Source organism: Acidiphilium sp. MT5 (assembly GCF_054767495.1).
The window spans coordinates 155,481-176,848 of record NZ_BAABMR010000004.1 but is presented as its reverse complement, the minus strand read 5'-3'; the positions used below and the strand labels follow the sequence as shown (position 1 = coordinate 176,848).

19 protein-coding genes and 1 tRNA gene are annotated in these 21,368 nt (G+C 60.2%); 16 read left to right on the top strand and 4 right to left on the bottom strand.

The features are described 5' to 3' along the window. Positions 1–163 precede the first annotated feature (163 nt). The 6 genes from ACYUCQ_RS06315 (at position 164) to ACYUCQ_RS06290 (ending at position 5,850) form a co-directional block, all read left to right on the top strand. Positions 164–1,366, top strand: coding sequence for an AAA family ATPase (locus ACYUCQ_RS06315; RefSeq protein WP_460253664.1), 1,203 nt, complete (start codon positions 164–166; stop codon positions 1,364–1,366). After that, entirely contained in the window at positions 1,363–2,835 is a 1,473-nt protein-coding gene (locus tag ACYUCQ_RS06310; protein ID WP_460253663.1) for a CpaF family protein, read from the top strand. The genes ACYUCQ_RS06315 and ACYUCQ_RS06310 overlap by 4 nt, the downstream gene beginning before the upstream one ends. Beyond that, the gene (locus ACYUCQ_RS06305; RefSeq protein WP_460253662.1) at positions 2,832–3,815 is read left to right on the top strand and encodes a type II secretion system F family protein; all 984 of its coding nucleotides are present in this window, start codon (positions 2,832–2,834) and stop codon (positions 3,813–3,815) included. Before ACYUCQ_RS06310 ends, ACYUCQ_RS06305 begins: the two co-directional genes overlap by 4 nt. A 3-nt stretch (positions 3,816–3,818) precedes the next feature. After that, on the top strand, positions 3,819–4,763 hold the full coding sequence (locus tag ACYUCQ_RS06300; RefSeq protein WP_460253661.1) for a type II secretion system F family protein: 945 nt from the start codon (positions 3,819–3,821) through the stop codon (positions 4,761–4,763). An 85-nt stretch (positions 4,764–4,848) separates the two neighbouring features. Continuing rightward, positions 4,849–5,706 (top strand): tetratricopeptide repeat protein, encoded by an 858-nt coding sequence (locus ACYUCQ_RS06295; RefSeq protein WP_460253660.1) that lies wholly within the window; start codon positions 4,849–4,851, stop codon positions 5,704–5,706. A 57-nt stretch (positions 5,707–5,763) separates the two neighbouring features. Then, a tRNA-Leu gene (locus tag ACYUCQ_RS06290) sits at positions 5,764–5,850 on the top strand. A 37-nt stretch (positions 5,851–5,887) separates the two neighbouring features. Here ACYUCQ_RS06290 and hpf read toward each other — a convergent pair. Together hpf and rpoN are read right to left on the bottom strand one after the other, a co-directional pair. Further along, positions 5,888–6,499, bottom strand: a complete 612-nt coding sequence (gene hpf, locus ACYUCQ_RS06285) for a ribosome hibernation-promoting factor, HPF/YfiA family (protein ID WP_460253659.1) — start codon at positions 6,497–6,499, stop codon at positions 5,888–5,890. Positions 6,500–6,563: 64 nt separating this feature from the next. Continuing rightward, complete coding sequence (gene rpoN, locus ACYUCQ_RS06280; RefSeq protein WP_460253658.1) at positions 6,564–8,009, bottom strand: RNA polymerase factor sigma-54; 1,446 nt, start codon at positions 8,007–8,009, stop codon at positions 6,564–6,566. A 321-nt stretch (positions 8,010–8,330) separates the two neighbouring features. Between rpoN and metF the strand changes: the two genes are divergently transcribed. From metF to ACYUCQ_RS06265, 3 genes are read left to right on the top strand one after another with little or no spacing between them, the layout of a single operon-like run. Next, entirely contained in the window at positions 8,331–9,197 is an 867-nt protein-coding gene (metF, locus tag ACYUCQ_RS06275) for a methylenetetrahydrofolate reductase [NAD(P)H] (protein ID WP_460253657.1), read from the top strand. Beyond that, on the top strand, positions 9,194–11,365 hold the full coding sequence (locus ACYUCQ_RS06270) for an ATP-dependent helicase (RefSeq protein ID WP_460253656.1): 2,172 nt from the start codon (positions 9,194–9,196) through the stop codon (positions 11,363–11,365). The genes metF and ACYUCQ_RS06270 overlap by 4 nt, the downstream gene beginning before the upstream one ends. Further along, the gene (locus ACYUCQ_RS06265) at positions 11,362–12,258 is read left to right on the top strand and encodes a 50S ribosomal protein L11 methyltransferase (RefSeq protein WP_460253655.1); all 897 of its coding nucleotides are present in this window, start codon (positions 11,362–11,364) and stop codon (positions 12,256–12,258) included. Before ACYUCQ_RS06270 ends, ACYUCQ_RS06265 begins: the two co-directional genes overlap by 4 nt. Positions 12,259–12,269: 11 nt before the next feature. Here the strand turns inward: ACYUCQ_RS06265 and ACYUCQ_RS06260 are convergent, their stop codons facing one another. Further along, complete coding sequence (locus ACYUCQ_RS06260) at positions 12,270–12,548, bottom strand: DUF1127 domain-containing protein (protein WP_460253654.1); 279 nt, start codon at positions 12,546–12,548, stop codon at positions 12,270–12,272. 146 nt (positions 12,549–12,694) lie between these two features. On the opposite strand from ACYUCQ_RS06260, the gene ACYUCQ_RS06255 reads away from it, so the two are divergent. After that, positions 12,695–14,404, top strand: a complete 1,710-nt coding sequence (locus ACYUCQ_RS06255; protein WP_460253653.1) for an aminopeptidase P family protein — start codon at positions 12,695–12,697, stop codon at positions 14,402–14,404. Between the two features lie 96 nt (positions 14,405–14,500). Then, on the top strand, positions 14,501–15,049 hold the full coding sequence (gene thpR, locus ACYUCQ_RS06250) for an RNA 2',3'-cyclic phosphodiesterase (RefSeq protein ID WP_460253652.1): 549 nt from the start codon (positions 14,501–14,503) through the stop codon (positions 15,047–15,049). Here the strand turns inward: thpR and paaI are convergent. After that, positions 15,019–15,522: a hydroxyphenylacetyl-CoA thioesterase PaaI gene (paaI, locus tag ACYUCQ_RS06245; RefSeq protein ID WP_460253651.1), complete on the bottom strand. Its 504-nt coding sequence runs from the start codon at positions 15,520–15,522 to the stop codon at positions 15,019–15,021. The genes thpR and paaI overlap by 31 nt on opposite strands. Before the next feature lie 123 nt (positions 15,523–15,645). On the opposite strand from paaI, the gene ACYUCQ_RS06240 reads away from it, so the two are divergent. The 5 genes from ACYUCQ_RS06240 (at position 15,646) to ACYUCQ_RS06220 (ending at position 21,337) form a co-directional block, all read left to right on the top strand. Then, a complete protein-coding gene (locus tag ACYUCQ_RS06240; protein WP_460253650.1) occupies positions 15,646–16,887 on the top strand; it encodes an ABC transporter substrate-binding protein in 1,242 nt (413 codons plus the stop codon). Between the two features lie 73 nt (positions 16,888–16,960). Next, positions 16,961–17,836, top strand: a complete 876-nt coding sequence (locus ACYUCQ_RS06235; protein WP_460253649.1) for a branched-chain amino acid ABC transporter permease — start codon at positions 16,961–16,963, stop codon at positions 17,834–17,836. Then, positions 17,836–18,756 (top strand): branched-chain amino acid ABC transporter permease, encoded by a 921-nt coding sequence (locus tag ACYUCQ_RS06230; protein ID WP_460253648.1) that lies wholly within the window; start codon positions 17,836–17,838, stop codon positions 18,754–18,756. The genes ACYUCQ_RS06235 and ACYUCQ_RS06230 overlap by 1 nt, the downstream gene beginning before the upstream one ends. Further along, entirely contained in the window at positions 18,753–20,225 is a 1,473-nt protein-coding gene (locus ACYUCQ_RS06225) for an ATP-binding cassette domain-containing protein (protein WP_460253647.1), read from the top strand. The genes ACYUCQ_RS06230 and ACYUCQ_RS06225 overlap by 4 nt, the downstream gene beginning before the upstream one ends. Positions 20,226–20,365: 140 nt before the next feature. Beyond that, entirely contained in the window at positions 20,366–21,337 is a 972-nt protein-coding gene (locus tag ACYUCQ_RS06220; RefSeq protein WP_460253646.1) for a transporter, read from the top strand. Positions 21,338–21,368: the final 31 nt, after the last annotated feature.

The window sequence follows — 21,368 nt, the reverse complement described above, 5'->3', positions numbered from 1 at the left end:
AATGTGTTAACAAAAAGCAAGACATGGCGCTTAAAATGATGGATACTGGTTTGGTTAGGCTATGCTATAAGTTGCCTTGAAGGGGAACATAACGATGGCTATCAATGCAGCATCTGGTCCAATGATCGCGGAGCAACCGCTCGGACGGCGTAAACGAGCGTCTGTGATCGGCTTTGCAAATGATGCGCAATCGATCGCTGTGCTGCGCGATGCTCTCAGCGCCTATTCGAGCGAGTCGGTCGATTTGCGGCGTGGCGATGTGCGCACCGCCACCGAAGTCATGGCGCAAACCGAATCGCCAGATGTGCTGATCGTCGATATTTCCGATGTTCCCGCGCCGATGCAGGCTTTGTCACAGCTCGCCGATGTTGTTGAGCCGGGTATTCAGGTGTTGGTGATTGGCGACGCGGTCGATGTCGATTTTTACCGGCAAGTGACGCGCGGGCTCGGTGTCGCCGAATATATTTTCAAGCCAATCTCGCGTGAAATGGTCGGGCGTTATTTTGGCCCGCTAATCTCGCGTCAGGCGGCCCCGGTCGAGGCGGATCGCGGTGGTCGGGTGATCGCAGTGGTCGGCGCGCGCGGCGGCGTCGGTGCCACCACCATTGCGGCCAATCTTGCGTGGCAATTTGGTGTTTCGTCCAATCGCCATACCGTATTTATCGAGGCGGATCTGCATCGTGGCGCTGCAGCGGCGATGATGCTGGGCACCACCGTCGGCTCTGGCCTCAAAATGGCGCTCGAACGGCCGGATCGTATTGATAGTCTGTTTATCGAGCGTTCGGCCCAAGCGGTGTCCGCGCGCCTGCATTTATTGGCCAGCGAGGAAAAGTTTGGCGTGCGCACCGAACCTGCGCCCGGCGCCGCGCAACGGCTGATTGAAACGCTGCGGCTTCGCTATAATTTCGTAATCATCGATATCCCGCCCGTCGCGCTGTTCAACCATTTTGACATGCTCGATCTCGCGCATCACCGGGTCGTGGTGTTTGACCCAAGCCTGTCTGGTCTGCGCGATGCGATGCGGGTGGTCTCAATACCCAATGGCCCGTTCCAGACCCAGCGGCCGACCATGGTGCTCAACCGGTTCGACCCGAAAGTCGGGCTTACCCCGCAGCGAATTGAGGCTGAAGCCGGCATCACCGTTGATATTACTATTCAGGAATTCGGTCCGCAATTCACCCAGCATGGTAATATGGGCAAACCGGCGATTGAGAAATTCAAGCCGTTTCGCCAAGCCATTCTGGATCTGTCGCATGAAGTTGGTCTGTCGGGCGTCAGCCGGGCCGATATCAGCCAACCGGCCCGTCCGCGCTTCGCCTTGCCTGGCCTGCGGCTGCTTGGCCGCTCGACGAGTCCTGCAACATGAGCGGCGATATCCTCACGCCGCGCTTCGGGCGCCGCGCGCCGGGCAGTGTGCCGGTCAATCCCGTCGCGCCCGGCGCGCAACCAGGCTCGCCCCGCCCGATCCAAGAGGCCCAGCCCGAGGTTGAACAGACAGCCCCGGTTGGTTCGGCCCGCGGTTTCGCCGAGGCCCAGGCCGCGTTTTCAGCGCCGCGCAAGGCGGATGAAGATGCCCGCGCCGAAATTGCCGAATTGCGCACCCTTTGTCTTGCCCGCATGGATGCCGCTGCGGTCGCTTTGCTGTCCTCGCAGCGTCTGCGCCCTGAAATTGAAAAACTAATCGCGGATCTCGCCACCGAAAACCGCATTCAGCTCAACGCACGCGAACAAACGCAACTGGCCTCCGAACTGGTCGATGACATGACCGGGCTTGGTCCGCTGCAACCGTTATTGGATGATGAGTCGATCAACGACATCATGGTCAATGGGCCCAACCGGGTGTTCGTGGAACGCAAAGGCCAACTCTCGCTCACTACCGTTCGGTTCCGCGATTCGGCGCATCTCACCAATATCTGTCAGCGCATCGCAGCCTCGGTCGGTCGGCGCGTCGATGAATCCAGCCCGATGGTCGATGCGCGCTTAAAAGATGGCTCGCGCGTCAATATCGTGCTGCCGCCGCTCGCCATTGACGGGGCGAGTATGTCGATTCGTAAATTTGCCAAACGCTCGATCGAACTCTCAGATCTGGTCAAATATGGCGCGATGAGCGAGCCGATCGCCAAAATCCTGCAAATTGCCGCTCGTTGCCGACTGAATATCATCATTTCAGGGGGCACCGGGTCTGGCAAGACCACGATGCTGAACGCGATGAGCCGGTTTATCGATGCGACGGAACGTGTTGTCACAATCGAAGATGCCGCCGAGCTGCAATTGCTGCAGCCCCATGTGGTGCGCCTTGAAACACGCCCGCCCAGCCTTGAAGGTAAGGGCGAAATCAACCAGCGCGATCTGGTCCGCAACGCGTTGCGTATGCGCCCGGATCGGATCATCGTTGGTGAAACGCGCGGACCAGAAGCGTTCGACATGCTTCAGGCCATGAACACCGGCCATGATGGTTCGATGTCCACGGTCCACGCCAATACCCCGCGTGACGCCATCGCGCGTATCGAAAACATGGTGCAAATGGCCAATGTCGGCCTGACCTTGCGCGCCGTGCGCGCGCAAATCGTTTCCGCCGTCCACATGATCATCCAGGTTGAACGTCAGCGCGATGGCAGCCGCCGTCTGGTGCAACTGGCCGAAATTGCCGGTGCCGAAGACGAAACACCCTTGCTGAACACCATCTTCAAATATGAAGTGCAAGGCGAAACAACTGACGGTAAGCTGTTCGGCGCCTATAAAGTCATGCCGGTTCGCTCGGCCTTTCTCGATAAGCTCAGCTATTACCGGCTTGATCGGCTTTGGCACGCGGCGCTTGAAGAAGCCGCTGGATGAGCCACCACGCCGAAATTTTCTTGGGATTGATGATCCCGCTGGTGCTGCTCATCCTGGTTGCCGGGCGGTGGTCGGTTAAGCAGTTCGATCACGATCACCATTTCCAAGGCCGCATTCGGGCCGCGACCGATATTACCGAAAATGCGAACGTCATTGATGCCGATGACGTTTCATTGCAACGCAAGGTCGATAAAACCAAGTATTTCCGCGATCTCGGCGACAAATTCCTGCAAATCGATCCCTATCAAAGCCGGTATTACCAATTAAACTGGCTGTTGACCCTGATTTTGCTGTTAATCGTCACGGTCATCGTCATCTATTTTTCCATCATCCTGTTTGGCCACCGCTTGATTCTCACCTTTATCGGCGGTCCGATCATGTTTTGGCTGATGTGCCGAACCATATTTGGTGTGATGAATCAGTCGCGTCGCGGCAAATTATTCGAACAATTCCCTGATACGATTGATGCGGTGGTGCGCTCGGTCCGGGTCGGCATTCCGGTGGTCGAGGCGTTGCGGGTGGTGGTGCGCGACACGCATGAGCCAACGCGAACCGAGTTTGCCCGCCTCGCGGACCTCCTGGCGGTCGGTGTGCCCATGGACGAAGCCATTCGCCAAATCGCGGATGACAATAAAATCGCCGAATACGGATTTTTCGCAGCCGCCATCGGGCTCCAGGCGAAATCCGGTGGCAGCATCGCGACCACGCTCGAAACCTTATCCTCCGTCATCCGTCGCCGTGTGGCAATCCGCCAGCGCGGTTTCGCATTGACATCTGAGGCGCGCACCAGCGCAACCGTGCTCACATTGCTGCCGGTTCTCGCGACCGTCGGTTTGTTGTTCCTCAGCCCGTCTTACGCGAAAAAACTGTTCTTCACCGATTACGGCCACCGATCTCTCGCAATCGCGCTGATTTTGCTGGTTCTCGGTCAGGCGGTGATGCGATGGATGATCCGTGGCACATTAAATTCGGTTCGCTAGCCCATGACTATTTCCGTGACGATTATGATCATTATCGGCCTGCTTCTCGTAATCATTGCGAGTGCTTTGGCGTTGATGCGCGATGTCAATCAGCGTGAAGTGCTGAGCCGGCGGATTTCGATTGCCATCGATACCGGCGGGGCACCGCAATTGCGTCAGCGCGCCAGCGGTGCCGCGCTGACTGACAAAATCAGCGCAATCGGATTGGCAGTTGTTAATCGCGGAATGCTGTCGAAAAAAACCGTGACCGAACTCCAGCACATGCTGGAGAGTGCTGGCATGCGCAGCCGCTCAGCGTTCGGTCTATTCCTCGGCACCAAGGTTTTGCTGACGCTGATCCTGCCCTTGATAACGCTCGCGATCGGCTTCGCGCTGGGCAAGCGACCGATTTATGTTTTCGTCGCGGCCGCCGTTTCGCTGATCATCGGCATGCTCGCACCAGAAATGGTTCTGCAACGAATTCGGCAAAGCTATCTTCGCAAAGTCGAAGGCGGCGCCGCAGACGGGCTGGATATGCTGGTTATCTGCGTGGATTCTGGCCTGGGCCTGCAATCAGCGCTGCAGCGTGTGGCCGATGAAATGCGCACGCTGCACGCCGAATTCTCGCAGGAGCTTCTGCTCACCGTGCGCGAACTGCAAATCGGCGCTACTGTTGAGACTGCCCTCACCAATCTGCGCGATCGCACCGGGATCGAGGCGTTCAAGCGGCTCTGTGGCACGTTGATCCAAGCGCTGAGCTACGGCACGCCACTCACCGCGGCCCTGCGCAATCTTTCGGCTGAATTGCGGCAACTGGCCCTGGTGCGCTTCGAAGAAAAGGCCGCGAGCCTGCCGGTTAAGCTCACCGTGCCGATGATTTTGTTCATCCTGCCCAGCCTGTTTGCGGTGATCGCAGGCCCCGCAGCACATAATGTGATGAACGATTTGAAGCATTTCGGCGGCCATTAGAGCACGCACCATTGACGGCGCGCTGGTTTCAGAGGACGTGCCATCAAGCGAATATCCTCGCGCCGCCGATCGGAGACAATCATCGATGACCCAAAGCTGCCGCACCAGCGCCATCCTGCTCCTGAGCCTATCCTTTCTCGCCGGCTGCGCTGGAAAGCCGCCCGAACAAATCAAAATCGGCGCCAGCACCCTCAACGTCGCCACCACCGCCCTGGCCGGGGGTGATCCGCAAATGGCCCTCAACGTCACCAACGCGGTGCTGAAAGATCATCCCCGCAATGTCGATGCGCTGGTCGATCAGGGCGATGCCTATTACGAAATGCATATCTGCCAAAAAGCCATCCCCGCCTACAACACCGCCTTGAGCGTTAACCCGCACGCCGCTGGCGCTGAAATTGGCCTCGGTCGCTGCCTGATGAACAGCAATCCCAAAGGGGCGGTTGCCGCCTTCACCGCCGCTACCCAGGATAATCCGCAGGACGCGAAAGCCTTCAATGATCTTGGCATCGCTAATGACGAAATTGGCGAAATCCCTCAAGCCAACCAAGCCTTCAGGCAAGCCCTCGCGATCGACCCGACCATGCGCGCCGCCAAAGTCAATTACGGCTTCTCGCTCGCGCTCGGTGGTGAGCCGCAAAAAGCCCAAGCGATTCTCGGCCCGCTCGCTATGGCGCCGAACGCAACGCCGCGTATCCGCCAGGATTACGCCGCCGCCTTGGCCATCGGCGGCAATCTGAACCAGGCACAAGCGGTGCTCACCCAAGACATGTCCCCGGCAGACGCCCAGGCACTGATCACCCAGTTCCAAAACATGGCAGCCCAAATCGCCACCAGCCAGCAACCCGCCGCGATGCCCACCATAGCGCCCACGCCTGCTTCGACGCCAACGCTTACGGCAACGCCTTTGCAGGCACCAACCGCCAAACCAGCGCCGCACTCTTGATCAATCGCCGCCAACCGTGCAAAAGCGCGTTGCGTCGCTGATTGATAAGGTAACGCTGCGGGCGTGGTGGAACTGGTAGACGCGCCGGACTCAAAATCCGGTTCTGGTGACAGAGTGTCGGTTCGATTCCGACCGCCCGCACCACCCTCTCGGCGCGCTTCCCAATCAGGCCATGTTCCGCTCAGGCGTTCTTGGTATCAATCCAGCCGATATGCCGGTCGCTGCGGCGATACACCACGTTCAGCGCTTGGTTGCCCGCATTGCGAAACAGCAAAACCGGCTGATCGGTCAAATCCATCCGCATCACCGCCTCGCTCACGCTCAGCGTCTCCACCTCGGTTTGCAGCTCGGCAATCACTGCCGCATGCGGCCCCACTTCCGGCGCAGCGCCGTTGATTTTCGGCTCAGCCAGTTCCTCACTGCCATCCTCGCGATCATAGACTTCGCGCAACACAAATTGCCGCGCCATTTCCGGCTGCGCCTTCCCCGTCACCTCACGCGCATGCTCATTCACCCGTCGCCGATAGCGTCGCAGTCGCTTGGCAATATGCTCCGCCGCATCATCGAACGCCGCATGCGCGTCTCCCGCCTCGCCCTCGCCGCGTAAAATCAGCCCGCGCGCGGCATGGACATTAATATCGCAGGTGAAAAAACTGCGCGCCCGGCTAAACGTCACATGCGCTTCGAGCGCATGGTCAAAATATTTGCCGGTAATGGTCTCGAGCTGACGCGAAACATGCACGCGCAGCGCGTCCGAGAGGTCAACTTGCTTGCCGGAGACTGTAAGTTGCATCGCGACTATCCTTTGCGAAGCGATTGGTGCCGGTTCGAATCTCGAACGGATCAATGAATTTGGGCTACCCCATCAATCCTTTATCCCGTCGGCGCTGCGCCGAACCAGGGATGCGCATCGCCTCGCGGTATTTGGCCACAGTTCGGCGGGCAATGTCTATGCCTTCCTTTTGTAATATTTTGGCCAACGCCTCGTCAGACAAAACGGCCCCTGCCGGCTCACCCTCAATCAGCGCCGCAATCCGATGGCGAACCGATGAGGCGCTGTGATTCTCGCCATCCACGCCGCCCAGTGCCGCGGTGAAAAAGAACTTCATCTCAAAAATTCCGCGCGGCGTCGCCATCGATTTATTGGCCGTTACCCGGCTGATCGTGCTTTCATGCAGCTCCAACGCCTCGGCAATATCACGTAAGGTCAAAGGCCGTAACTGCGCGATGCCGGCGCGAAAAAACCCCTCCTGCAATTGCACAATCGTGGTCGCCACCCGCAAAATCGTCTGCGCCCGCGCCCCCAGCGCCCGCACCAGAAAACTCGCCGCCTGCAAATTCTCGTTCAAAAATTGCTTGGTCTCACGCGCCGCCCCCACCGCCATCCGCGCATGAAAACCGCGCCGGATCAGCACGCGTGGCATCGTCTCCGGGTTCAATTCCGCACTATAGGTGCCATCCGGCCCCAGCCGGATGATCACATCTGGGATCAAAGCCCGCATTGGCTCCGATTCGAACCGCGCCCCCGGCTTGGGGTCCAAGCGCCTTATTTCGGCGATCATATCGCGCAAATCCGCCTCATCCACCCCGCAAATCGCCAACAACGCCCGATAATCGCGCCGCGCCAACACATCCAAACGCCCGATCAGCGCCGCCATCGCCGGATCAAACCGGTTTTGCTCCATTAGCTGCACCGCCAAGCACTCGGCCAAATCGCGCGCGAACACCCCGGTAGGGTCAAACCGCAGCATTTTGTGCCGCACCGCCTCCAGCGTCTCCAGCGCCACACCTAAACTCGCCGCAATCGCCTCCGGCGGCTCGGCCAGCCAACCACTCGGCTCCAAGGCGGCAATCAGCGCCCGCGCGATCCGCCATGTCGGCGCATCGTGAAAGGTCAGCCGCGCCTGCTGCTCAACATGCTCGCGCAAACTCGCTGGACGCTCCGCAATCCAGCCCGTCGCGTCCTCCTCCCCATCATCAAACCGGTTTTGCCCCCCAGCCTGATCGGAACCCAATCCCGGATCATAAACATTGGAAAAATCGGTATCGAGTGGCACGGGCGGCACCAAAACCGCCTCCGCATCGGGCGCCAGTGCCCCGCCATCCCGATCAACCCCGCTCGCCACCTCGCCAACCGCGCCCGCCCCCTCGCGCACCAGCAGCGGATTGCGCAGCATCTCTTCTTCCAAAAACTGCGCCGCTTCGACATTGGTGAATTGCAGCAATTGGATCGCCTGCCGCAATTGCGGCGTCATCACCAGGCTCTGTGACTGCCTGACATCAAGGCGCGGTCCGATCGACATGCGATCACTATACTAAATTTTTGCCCCAACGCCAGACCAAACCGAAATTTGGCCCGATTATTGCTTATAATTTCTCGCCGTCACACTTAATCGTTCATTATCAATCTATTGTGGCAATGCCAATCCCTGATCGGCGGAGTTCTCGCGCGTCAAACCATGGACAAACAAACCAAACTCGACCGCAAATGTGGCCCCCAACAGCCCTCGCGGTTTGGAATGTCCGCCTGTTATCATCAACGCGTGACAATCGGACCTTGCCGGATCGGGTGATCGCCCCGCCGCACCCTTGAATCGCCCGCCGGTTCCTGCCACGAATCCCTCATGCACCCGCACCGCCTGTTCGCACCGCCCGCTATCTCGTTCGAGTTTTTCCCCCCAAAAACCGAAGCCTTGGAAACGCAGCTCTGGTCCTGCATTCGCAGGCTTGAGCCGCTCAAACCGCGCTTTGTCTCCGTCACCTATGGCGCAGGCGGCTCCACCCAGGAGCGCACCCACGCCACCATCACTCGCCTGCTCGCGGAAACCAGCCTGATCCCCGCAGCGCACCTCACCTGTGTCGGGGCCTCGCGCGCGGCGGTCGATGCGGTGGCGCGCCGCTATTGGGATGCCGGCGTGCGCCATATCGTCGCACTCCGGGGCGATGTTCCCGGCGGCGGGCCTTATCAGCCGCACCCGCAGGGCTATCATTTCGCCGCTGATTTGGTGGCCGGGCTCAAGCGCATCGGCGATTTCGAAATTTCCGTCGCGGCCTATCCGGAAACCCACCCGCAAGCGGCCAGCCCTGGCGATGATTTGGATAATCTCAAGCGCAAGCTCGATGCCGGGGCCAGCAACGCGATTACCCAGGTGTTTTTCGATACCCATAAATATCTGGATTTCCTCAACCGCGCCCGCGCCGCCGGCATCACCGCGCCGATCATCCCCGGCATCATGCCGGTCTCCAATTTCGCCCAAGCCCAGCGCATCGGTGCCATGGGCGGCACCAGCGTTCCCGCCTGGATGGCCGATATGTTCGAGGGGCTCGATGACGAGCCTGACACCAGGCAATTGGTCGCTGCCAGCATCGCCGCCGAACAGGTTCGCTTGCTGCAAGCCAATGGCGTTACCGAATTTCATTTCTACACGCTCAACCGCGCCGATCTGACCTATGCCATCGCCCGCATCCTCGGCGTGAAGCCGCGCGCGTGAGCGATTATCTCGCCCGCCTCAATCCAGCCCAGCGTGAGGCTGTCGAGACCATCGATGGCCCGGTGCTGGTGCTGGCAGGTGCTGGCACCGGCAAAACCCGCGTGCTGACCACGCGCTTTGCCCATATTCTGCTCTCCCGCCGTGCCTTCCCGAACCAAATTCTCGCCGTCACTTTCACCAACAAAGCCGCCCGCGAAATGCGCGAACGTGTCGCCGCTCTGCTCGATCAGCCGGCCGAAGGGCTCTGGCTCGGCACGTTCCACGCGCTCGCGGCCCGCATGCTGCGCCGCTACGCCGAGCGGGTCGATCGCACGGCGAATTTTTCCATCCTCGATCCGGACGATCAACTCCGCACCCTGAAACAAGTAATGGAAGCGCACCGGATCGATGTGAAACAATTTTCTCCGCAAGTGCTGATGAGCCTGATCCAACGCTGGAAGGATCGCGGCCTCCTGCCCGCCGATGTCCCCGCCGATCAGGACCAGGATTTCGGCATTCACCCCGCGCGCATCCTCTATGGCGCCTATCAAGACCGGCTGCGCGCCCTCAATGCCATGGATTTCGGCGATCTTTTGCTGCTCTCAATGGATTTGCTCAAGCGTGATCCTGAGGTTCTGGCCCATTACCATCGCCGCTTTCGCTATATTTTGGTCGATGAATATCAAGACACCAATTTGGTGCAATATTATTGGCTGCGCCTGCTCGCCCAGGCCGAGAAAAATATTTGCTGCGTCGGTGATGATGACCAAAGCATCTATTCCTGGCGTGGCGCTGAAATCGAAAATATTCTCCGCTTCGAGCATGATTTTCCCGGCGCGAAAATCGTCCGGCTTGAGGCGAATTACCGCTCCAGCGCGCCGATTCTGGCTGCCGCATCCGGCTTGATCGCCCATAATGAGGGTCGTCTCGGTAAAACCCTGTATCCAGGCCGTGCCGATGCCACCGGCGAAAATATCGAGGTGCAAGCCTTCTGGGATTCCGATGAAGAATCCCGCGCCGTCGCCCAGCGTATTGAGTCGCTCCGCCAATCCGGCCACCGCCTCGCCGAATGCGCCGTCTTGGTGCGCGCCGGCTTTCAAACCCGCGCCTTTGAAGAACGCTTCATCACCATCGGCCTGCCCTACCGCATCATTGGCGGCCTGCGCTTTTACGAGCGCGCCGAAATTCGCGACGCGATCGCGTATTTGCGGGTGCTGGTGCGCCCCACCGATGATTTGGCCTTTGAGCGCATCATCAACGTGCCCAAGCGCGGCCTCGGTGACACCGCCTTGCGCGCCCTGCATGAGCGGGCCCGCGCCGATCAGGTGCCGCTCTTCGCCGCCGCCCAGCGGATCGATGCGGAATCAACCCTGCGCGGCAAAGCGCGCGAAGGGCTGCGCGGGCTGTTGGCCGGCTTTGAGCGCTGGCGCAGCGCCCTGCCGCGTGATGGCCATGTGACCACGCTTGCGCATCTGCTCGATGATAGCGGCTACACCGCCATGTGGCAGGAGCAAAAAACCCCGGACGCACCGGGGCGTTTGGAAAATCTCAAAGAACTCGTCCGCGCTCTCGCCGATTTCGAGACCATCGAAGGCTTCCTCGATCACGTCGCGCTGGTCATGGATAATGATGACGCGCCCGATGATGACAAACTGTTCTTAATGACGCTGCACGCCGCCAAAGGCTTGGAATTCGACACGGTTTTTCTGCCCGGCTGGGAGGAGGGCGTGTTTCCCAACCAGCGCGCGCTCGATGAAGGCGGCACCAAATCGCTCGAAGAAGAGCGGCGCTTGGCCTATGTCGGCATCACCCGCGCGCGCCACCGGGCGATCATTTCCCATTGTGCCAATCGGCGGATTTTTGCCAATTGGCAAACCAGTATTCCCTCGCGCTTCATCGAGGAATTGCCCGCCGAGGTGGTCGCGGTCACCGGATCGGCAGCTTTGGAACGCGCGCGCGGCACCGCGCCGGTTTTTCACACGGCGCGCCCGGTGCTCGCGCTGCGCCCGCAAGAATGGTCAACCCCCGCCCGCCCCGCGCGCGCCACGCGCATTGCCGTGGGCACACGGGTATTCCACCAAAAATTCGGCTATGGCACCGTCCGCGATGCTGAGGATGATCGGCTCGATATCGACTTTGACCAAGCAGGAGAAAAACGCGTGCTGGATCGTTTCGTGGAGCCGGTATGACCGCGCGCGTGGAATTGCTGGATCGGGTGGTCGCAACCGTCCCGCCCGATGCGCTGGAAGCCTACGAATCCGCCATCGCCGCGCATTGCCTAGCGGTCAGCTTCACACTTGATGAAGCGCGCAATATCTGGGTGATCGAAGGCTATGCCGAGCTAGGCACGCTCACCGGCCTCGATCATAGCCTGCTGATCGCCGAGGCGATCACCGGCGTCGCCGCCCTCATCGAGCGCGATCAAGTCCCCGCCGGTGGCTGGCTTGCCCGCTCTTATGCCGGCTTCCCCGAGCAACAAATCGGCGCCCGCTTCGCCATCCGTGGCAGCCATATCAGCGAGCCGCCAGCCCCTGGGCGCCTCACCATCACGCTGGATGCCGGGTTGGCTTTTGGCTCTGGCGAGCATCAATCAACCCGTGGCTGCCTGCTCGCGTTAGAGCAGCGCTACCGCCAGCGTCGGCCCTTGCATATGCTGGATTTGGGCACCGGCTCGGGTGTGCTCGCCATCGCCTGCGCCAAGCTCTGGCATCAACGCCTATTGGCCACCGACATTGATGCCCGATCTGTGCGGGTCGCGCGCGAAAATGCGCGCCGCAACGGGGTGGGCGCTTGGCTCAATGTGACCAAAGCCGATGGCTGGCAAAGCCGTGCGCTGAAGCGCGCCGCGCCGTTCGATTTGATTTTGGCGAATATTCTGGCGCGGCCCTTGGCTGCCATGGCCGGCACGCTCGCCACCCATTTGGCGCCTGGCGGTACCGCCATTCTGGCCGGCCTGCTCACCGTGCAAGAGCGCTGGGTGCTCACCGCCCATCGCCGCCACGGCTTGGTTTTGCAATCGCGCATTCGATCCGGCGCATGGAGCACCCTGGTGCTCCGCAAACCGGATCGGCGGCAACGCTAAACCCGATGCGATTACAGGCGGCGGGCGAAATCGTCGCTGGCCACGCCCGGAATATCGGCGCGGGTCAGGCCGATATCGGCCAATTCGCGGTCGTTCAACTGGCTCAATTCCAGCGCCACGCTGCGCCGGGTGCGGAACTGCGCAAGCAAATGGCGGCCACGCTCGAACAGGCTGGCAGCCTGACGCGCGTTTTCGCGAAACGCCGCGGCAATCGCTTCGTCCTGCGCGGCGACGGCGTTGGTGATGGCGGCCCCGGCGTCACGACGCCGGTTGTTCAGGGTGATCGACATAGGAAACCTCGTTTGGGGAGCTGTTTCACCGATCCAATTTGATCGGCTTGTGTTATGAGCTGGAAAATAGCGCGTTGCGGGCGCGGCGGTAGCTGGATTCTTTCGCGCCCAGCCATGTGTTAAACGCATAGAATGAGGGAAATTGCATGCGCTCTGATCATGTCAAGAAAATTCGCCACTGGCTGCAAGAACGCGGCTTGCAAGGGTTCATCCAGCCGCGCAACGATGAGTTTTTGGGCGAATATGTGCCGGAATCAGATGCGCGCTTGGCTTGGCTCACCGGCTTTACCGGCAGTGCCGGGCTCGCCATCGTGCTTGCCGATCAAGCGGCGGTGTTTTCCGATGGTCGCTACACTATTCAACTGGCCGAGCAGACCGATCCGGCCATTTGGCAGCGTCTGCACATGATCGAAACCAAACCAGAAGCCTGGCTCGCCGCCCATGGCCCCGCTGGCGCGCGCATCGGCTATGACCCGTGGTTGATGAGCGCCAATGCCGTCGCCGCGTTCAGCGATGCCGGGGTGGTGATGGTGCCAAGCGAAAACCCGATTGACGTGTTTTGGCATGACCGCCCCCCCGCGCCAATGGCCAAAGCGCAGCCGCATCCGCTGCGCTATGCGGGCGAATCCGCCGTGGAAAAGCGCGCCCGCATCGGAGCCACCATCGCCGCCAGCGGTGCCGATGCCGCCCTGCTGACCGATCCGCATGCGGTGGCCTGGTTGCTGAATTTGCGCGGCGGCGATTTGCCGCACACCCCGCTAGCCTTGGCCACCGCGTTGCTCCGGCGTGATGGCAGTGCCTTGCTGTTCATTGCACCCGAAAAAATCGATGCCACGGTCGCAGCCCATCTCGGCCCCGAGGTGGAGGTCGTGTCGCGCAACGCCATGGCCCAGGCGCTCGGCACCCTGCGCGGCAAGCGCGTCGTGCTCGATCCGGCGACCGCCCCGATCCGTTACACCCAAATGCTCGGCGATATGGGCGTCATCACCGTGTCCGGCGATGATCCATGCGTGCTGCCCCGCGCGCTGAAAAACCCGGTCGAACAGGAGGGGGCGCGCGCCGCCCATCGGCGCGATGCGCTGGCGATGACGCGCTTTATCGCCTGGTTCACCCGCGAAGCGCCGCGCGGCGATCTCGATGAATTATCTGCTGCCGCGAAATTGCGGGAATTTCGCGCCCAGGCCCCCGAATTTCGCGCCGAGAGCTTCGCGCCCATCTCCGGTGCCGGCGAGCATGGCGCGGTCATCCATTACAGCGCCACCCCCGCCAGTAATCGGCCCATCAAGCCCAACGAGCTTTATCTGATCGATAGCGGCGGCCAATATCCCGATGGCACAACCGATATCACCCGCACCCTCTGGACCGGGCCGGATGCGCCACCGCCCGAGATCATTGAGCGCTACACGCGAGTGCTCGCCGGCCATATCGCCATCGCCCGCGCGGTGTTCCCCGAGGGCACCACCGGCCCGCAGCTCGATGCCCTGGCGCGCGCGCCGCTCTGGGAAGTCGGGTTGGATTTCGATCACGGCACCGGCCATGGCGTCGGCTCCTATCTGTCGGTGCATGAAGGCCCTGCCGGCATCAGCCGTGCGGGCAAGCCCGTGCCGTTACAGCCCGGCATGATCCTCTCTGACGAGCCAGGCTTTTATCAGGAGGGGGCCTATGGCATCCGCATCGAAAATCTGCTGCTGGTCAAAAACTGCACCAAATTTTCCACCCCGCGCCGGTTCCTCAGTTTCGAAACCCTCACGCTGGTTCCCTATGATGACCGGCTGATCGATCTATCGCTCCTGGATCGGCCCTCGCAGGCTTGGCTTGCTGATTACCAAGCGCAGGTGCGCGCTTTGATCGGCTAGACCCTAATCGGCGAGCACGTCGATTGGATCGTAGTTTGGTCACCGGTCGCGCATCGCCGGATTGGCAAGCGCGCTGCATTGCGGCAACATCATGCCATGCGATTATTTGTCGCCCTAGATTTGCCGTGGGAGATCAAGCAGGCGCTCGCCGCGCTCGCGATTAATCTGAGCGGTGCGCGGTGGGTGCCCGCGCAGAACATGCATCTCACGCTCCGGTTCATCGGCGAAGCCAACCGGCTGCAAGCCGAAGAGATCGATCACGCGTTGGCCGCCGTGCGCGCCCGTGGCTTCGAACTGACCCTCGCCGGCGCAGGCTGGTTTGAAAAGGCGGGCCGCGCCAACACGCTATATATCGGCGTGGTGCGCAACGAGGCATTGCTGCATTTGCAAGCCAAAATCGAAACCGCGCTGCGGCGAGCGGGCCTTACTGCCGAACGGCGGCGCTTCGCCCCGCATGTCACGCTGGCGCGGATGGATCAGCCGGTCACGCCGCGCCTCGTTGAGTTTGTCCAGGCGCGCAATCTCTATCGCTCACCGCCGTTTCCGATTGAGCATATCACTTTGTTCAGCTCGCATCTCGGCGGCGATGTCCCTGATTACACCGCCGAAATGGATTACGCCCTGGCACCTCCCGCGCCAGTCTGAGATTTGGTCTGAGCTTCGGCCTGAGCCTCGGCCTGAGCCGCACCAATCACGCGCGAATGGCCGCGAAACTGCGCAATCCTGCGCGGCCCGCCCGGCGCGTCGGCGGTCACCACCACGTCATAAATCCCGTTGCGGCCAAAGCGCTCAAGCTCGGTCGCGCGGGCCTCCAGCACATCGCCAATCCGCGCCGGTGCGAGATAGGTAATCGTGCAATGCGCCGCCACCGCATCATCCCCGTGCGAGTTACAGGCGAAGGCGAAGGCACTATCAGCGAGGGCAAAAATAAACCCACCATGGCAGGTGCCATGGCCGTTCACCATCGCGCCGGTAACGGTCAGGCGCAGCGTCGCCGCCCCCGGCGCAATCGCCTGCAAAACCATCCCCAACCCGGTCGTGGCCGCGTCGGAAGCCAGCATCTGCGCCGCCCGGCGCTCGGCCCGATGTTGCGCTGCAATAATTAGAGTTTCATGCATATATCAATCCTTATGCAAATAGGTTGACTCAGCCCCTTGCCGTTTACGTAGCTTGTGGCATTATTGTGCCGGGGCCAAACAAGACCCTGCGCGCAACACGCACAGTATTGAGGGGAGAGAAGAATGTCCAAACCCAACATCAAGCGGGGGGCTGGGATCGCCTTGGCAGCAATTTTGGCGGCCGGCGTTTCCACCGTCGCGGTTCAGGCCGCACAGAAGCCGATTGTCATCGGCGTTACCGCTGAAATGGCAACCATTCCGGGCAAGGCGATTGCCAACGGCGCGACCTTAGCCGTCCAGCAAATCAACGCGGCGGGTGGCATTAATGGTCGGCCGATCAAGCTGATCATCGAAGATAATCACGTCTCGACCACCGATGCGATCCGCTCGTTCCAGCGCATGACCCGCCAGGATCACGCGGTTGCGATTCTCGGTGCGTTTACCAGCGAAGTCGCCTTGGCGCTCGAACCCTGGTCAGCCCGCTTGCATGAGCCGTTCCTGATCACCGGGGCTGCTTCCAACAAGCTCGCCGAATATGTCCATGCCGATTATGCGCAGCGGAAATATATTTTCCATGCCTATCTGCCCGCCGCCTATCTCGCGCAAGCGGTTTGCGATTCCACCAAGGATTTGCTGGTGCCGATGCATATGACCACCGCTGTGGTGCTCAGCGAAGACGCCGCATGGACCAAGCCGCTCGATGCCGGCTACGATAAATGCCTGCCCAAAATTGGCGTCAAAGTTTTGGATAATATTCGCTTTGATCCCAACACCACCGATTTCACCCCGATTTATCAAAAAATCGAGGCGATGCACCCGGCCATGATCATGGCGGGCTGGGCGCATGTCGGTGTGCAACCCACCGTGCAATGGGCCGAACAAAAAGTGCCGGTCGCCTTGGTCGGCATCAACGCGCAAGCCGGGTCCTCGCTGTTTTGGAAAGCCACTAATGGCGCAACCGAAGGGGTGCTGACCGGCAACACCTCCGCCCCCGGCGTCGCGATCACACCGAAGACCATCCCGTTCACCAACGCCTATAGCAAGGAGTTCGGCTCGGAACCGGCCTATTCGGCCTACTCGACCTATGACGCGATGTATGCGCTCGCGGATGCGATCAAGCGGGAAAAATCAACCAAGCCCAACGCCATCGTGGCCGGGTTGGAAAAAACCGATATGGTCGGCACCCAAGGCCGCCTCGAATTCCAAGGCAAAGCGGCCAAATTTACCCATGCGCTGCGCTATGGCCCTGGCTATATCACCGGCGTTGCCATCCAGTGGCAAAATGGCGTGCAAAAATGCGTCTGGCCGTTGAAATTGGCCAATGCGAAAGTGGTTTTCCCATCATTTGTCACGTCGGCGAAATAAGAATTTCGCGCACGGGCCGGGTGTTCGCGCACCCGGCCGGCTTTCTCTAACGTTCCCTGAGGAGCGAAAATTCTTGCTCGCGCTACAGATTCTTATCGATGGTTTCGCGATCAGCACGCTCTACGCCCTGGGAGCGCTTGGTTTTACCTTGATCTTCGGGGTGAGCGGCGTGCTCAATCTGGCCCATGGCGGCTTGCTCGTCGTCTCGGCCATGGCGGCTTGGTATGTCGGCACTGCCCTCGGCGCCAATGCCTGGGTTAGCGCTGGTGTGGGCATCGGCGCAGGCCTCGCGGTCACGCTGGTCTCCTATGGCGCGGTGGTGCGCCCGGTGCAGCGCTCGCGGGCCATTCCCGGCGCCGAGCGCGAACTCTTTGTGCTCACCGCAACCTTGTTATGGGGGGTGATGCTGCAAGAGCTGCTCGATTACTGGTTTTCCGACACGCCGGTGGCGGTCAAGCCGTTGCTCTCCGGCACGGTCAATTTTCTGGGTGTGCGCACGCCGATCAATGAATTTCTCACCGCCGCCATCGCCTGGGCGGTGATGGGTTTGCTCTGGCTGTTAGTCAATCGCACCGATATTGGCAAAAGGCTACGCGCCACCGCGATCAATCCGCGCGCTCTCACGCTGCTCGGCTTCGACCTTGAGCGTATTTATCTGGTCGCGTGGCTGATTTATGGCCTGCTCGCCGGCATTGCCGGGGTGCTGATCGGCAGCTTTTTAGGCTCCGGCTCCGGGTATATCGCGGGCCTCACCGGCAGCGCCTTCACCATCGTCGTGCTCGGCGGTCTCGGCTCGGTCTCCGGCACGCTCATCGCCGCCTATATCGTGGGTTATATCGAAACGCTCACGGCCTATCTGGTGTCGCCAGCCTTGCGCGAAGTCCCCGCTTTGTTATTGCTGATCGCCGTGATGTATGTCCGCCCGCAGGGGCTGCTGGGCAAACGTTGATGCAGGCGTTCAAAACCCGAAACATCCTGATTCTCGCAGCCATTCTCGCGATTTTGGTCGTCCTGCCCTTCGGCGCGGGCAGCTATGTGCTCGGCGTGCTCACCACCGCTTTTTACTTCGCCGTGTTCGCCATGTCGTGGGATTTGCTGTTTGGCTATGCTGGCGAGGTAAATTTCGGCCCCACCTTCCTGATCGGTCTTGGGGCGTATGGCGCGGGCATCGGCAATGCCTTGCTCGGTATGCCGTTGCCGGTTGCCGTGCTGTTTGGCACCGCCGTCGCTGTGATTGGCGGCGTCGCGCTCGCGATTCCGGCGCTGAAACTCAGCGGGCCCTATCTCGGATTAATCACCCTGGTCGCCGTTTTGCTCCTGCAACAAGCCATTGTGATTTTCGCGGGCGTCTCCGGCGGTGAAATCGGCCTTTCCGTTCCCTCGGTGCTCTCGATCAGCAGTAAAATCAATTACGCCTATGCCCTGATTTTCATGATCATCAGTGGCGCCATTCTGCTCACCATCGCCCGGTCCTCGCTCGGCATGATCCTGCAAGCCGCCGGGCAAGATCGCGTCGCCGCCGCCGCCCTGGGCTTTGATGTCACCCGGCATAAAATTCTCGCCTTCGCGGTTTCGGCCTTTTTCTCCGGCCTCGCCGGGGCGTTGCTGGTGTTTTATCTCGGTACCGCCTCGGTCAATGCCGTGGTTGATCTCGCCATCGGCATCCGCGTGATCATCGCCGCTGTCATGGGCGGTCGGCGCACCATCATTGGTGGTGCCATCGGCGCGATTTTCCTGATTGTCGCTGCCGAACTGCTCAGGCCCCTTGGCCAACTTTCCTCCTTCGTCGTGGCCTTGATGGCGCTCGGCGTCATCATGTTTTTCCCCGATGGCCTGCTGGGCATGATCGCGGCGCGGCGGCGCTCATGAAGGATTCAGCACCACGCTTGGTGGTTGAAGGTCTGTCCAAACGATTTGGCGGGCTGGTCGCGGTCAAATCGCTCGATTTTTCGCTCTATGGCGGCGAAATTCTTGGGCTGATCGGCCCGAATGGCTCCGGTAAATCGACCGCCATGCAAATGGTCATGGGCGTGGTTAAACCCACCGCCGGGCGGATTTTGCTCGATGGGGTCGATCTGGCTGGCCGGCCAACCCATCAAATCGCGCGCGCCGGCGTTGGCCTCGTGTTTCAACATGCCCGCCCGCTGCGTTTGCAAACCGTGCTGCAAAACATCCTGCTCGGCCTGCTGCCCGATAGTCTCACCCGGCTGCGCCCGCCCTCTGGCGCGCTCGATCGGGCGCGCGAAATCGCAGCCCTTTGCGGCCTCGATAAAGTGCTGGACCGCACGCCCGCGAGCCTGCCATTCGCTGATTTACGCCGCATGGAAATGGCCAAAGTGATGGCGCGGGATCCGCGCGTAGTCCTGGTCGATGAACCGTTCGCCGGCCTCGCGCGCGATGAAGTCGAGGATTTCGCAGCCCTGATCAGGGCCTTTCGCGATCAAGGCCGTGCGGTGATGCTGGTCGATCACAATGTCAAAAGCATCGCCGCCCTGGCCGACCGCGTGCTGGCGCTTTATCTCGGCGAAAAAATCGCCGAAGGCACGCCTGACCATGTGATGCGCGATGAAACCGTCCGCCGCGTTTATATTGGCGGCGCCATTGAAACCCATGAGCGCCCCGAGGCCGAGATTAACGCGCATCAAGTGCTGCTTGATGTTGCTGATCTCAGCGTGTTTTACGGCAAGGCCCAAGCGCTCGATCAAATCTCGCTGAAAGTGCATCAAGGCGAGTTCGTCTCAGTCGTCGGCCTCAACGGCGCGGGAAAAACCTCGTTATTCAACGCCATGTCCGGCCTCGTTGCCCATCAAGGCACGATCAGTTGGGATGGCGAAATCCGCCGCAAAACCGACCCCGCGGCCATCGCCCGCGCAGGCCTGGTGCAGTGCGCGGAGACGCGCGAATTGCTGGGCACCATGAGTGTCGCCGATAATCTCGATTTGGCAGCGCAACGGCTTCCCGCCGCCGAGCAAAAATCGCGGCAAGATTGGCTCTTTGGATTATTCCCCATTCTCAAATCCCGGCGTGAGCAACAAGCCCGCACCTTGTCGGGCGGCGAGCAGCAAATGCTCGCCATCGCCCGCGCTTTGATGATGAAGCCGCGCCTGCTGATCCTCGATGAACCAACATTGGGCCTCGCACCGGTCATCCTCGCCCAGTTATCGGATGCCTTGCGGGTGCTGCGCGAAACCACCGATATCACGCTGCTCTTGGGTGAGCAGAATATCACCTTTGCCCTGCCCCACGCTGATCGCGTTTATTTGATCGAACATGGGCGGCTGGTTTGGCAGGGCACACCTGCCCGATTCGCTGAAGAAGCAGGAAAAAACTACCTATGACGCAATTCGTCTGTGTCGTTCAAGCAACGCTATCATTAAAATTTTACAGGACCGCGCAGGATATTGCACGTTCTTACTTGAATGCCACAATAACTCGTGTATCGTCCAATCATAAGTAAAATCTATGGGGAGTCTGATCGATGTCGAAGAATACCAAGTCCAAGCGTCCCTTTATTGCCCGCCTCGCGCTCGCCGTCGGTGCTGGTCTCGCCTGCTTCGGCCTCGCAGGTGTCGCCCAAGCCGACGCGCCGCTGCCCTATGATTTCCCAACGCCGCCGCCCAACATCACCGTGGCGCAGTTCTATAACCAATTCTCCAGCGGCAGCAGCTTCTACACCGCGAATGGCACAGAAGTCGGCAACACCCATGTCGCGACGGATGTGCCGATTATCCGCATCGTTCACACTTTCTCGCCGATTGATGGCATGCTCCCGGGCGTGCAGGTGATCGAGCCTTATGTGGCGTTCCTCGGCAATACTGAAGTTGGCGGCGCGTCCCTCTCGCGCAATAGCGGCTTCGCCGAACCGCTGCTTTCCGGATTCTTGAAAGTCTATAACGACCCAGCCGATGATCAGGTGGTCACGCTCGCCTACTTCTTCAGCCCGCCGACCGGCGCCTACAACCCGAACTACTTGTTAAATGCGGGGACGAATAATTATGTGAACAACTTCGAAGTGTTATACAGTCATATTGTCACCGGGACGCCAAAAACACCCCACCTCGATTTTGACATCGCGCTCGATTCATACATTTATAGCAATAATAACGGCGTTGACCCAAACTCCGGTGGTCCTAAGATTGTTGAGCATACACAGCCAGTTGAGCAAATCCTTGCTTATCTGCCGTATTACTTTCATCCGCAAACCGGCGCATATATTGGTTTGTCCTTTGAGCAGACATTTGGTGGTAAGCAGTATCTGACAATACCCAGCCTTCCATCATTCTACCAAGATACCGGCAATCGGAACGATGTCACCCAGGTCGGCCTCATCGCCGGTTCCTTCGTCTCGCCCACCGTTGCGCTGCAAACCCAGTTGACTACCGATGTGCGCGTGCGCGGCGGCGTCAAAAATGACGTGACGTTCCTCGTCCAAGTCGCCAAGGTCTTTTAATTTTCATCCCGAACAACCGGCGGTCCCCTGT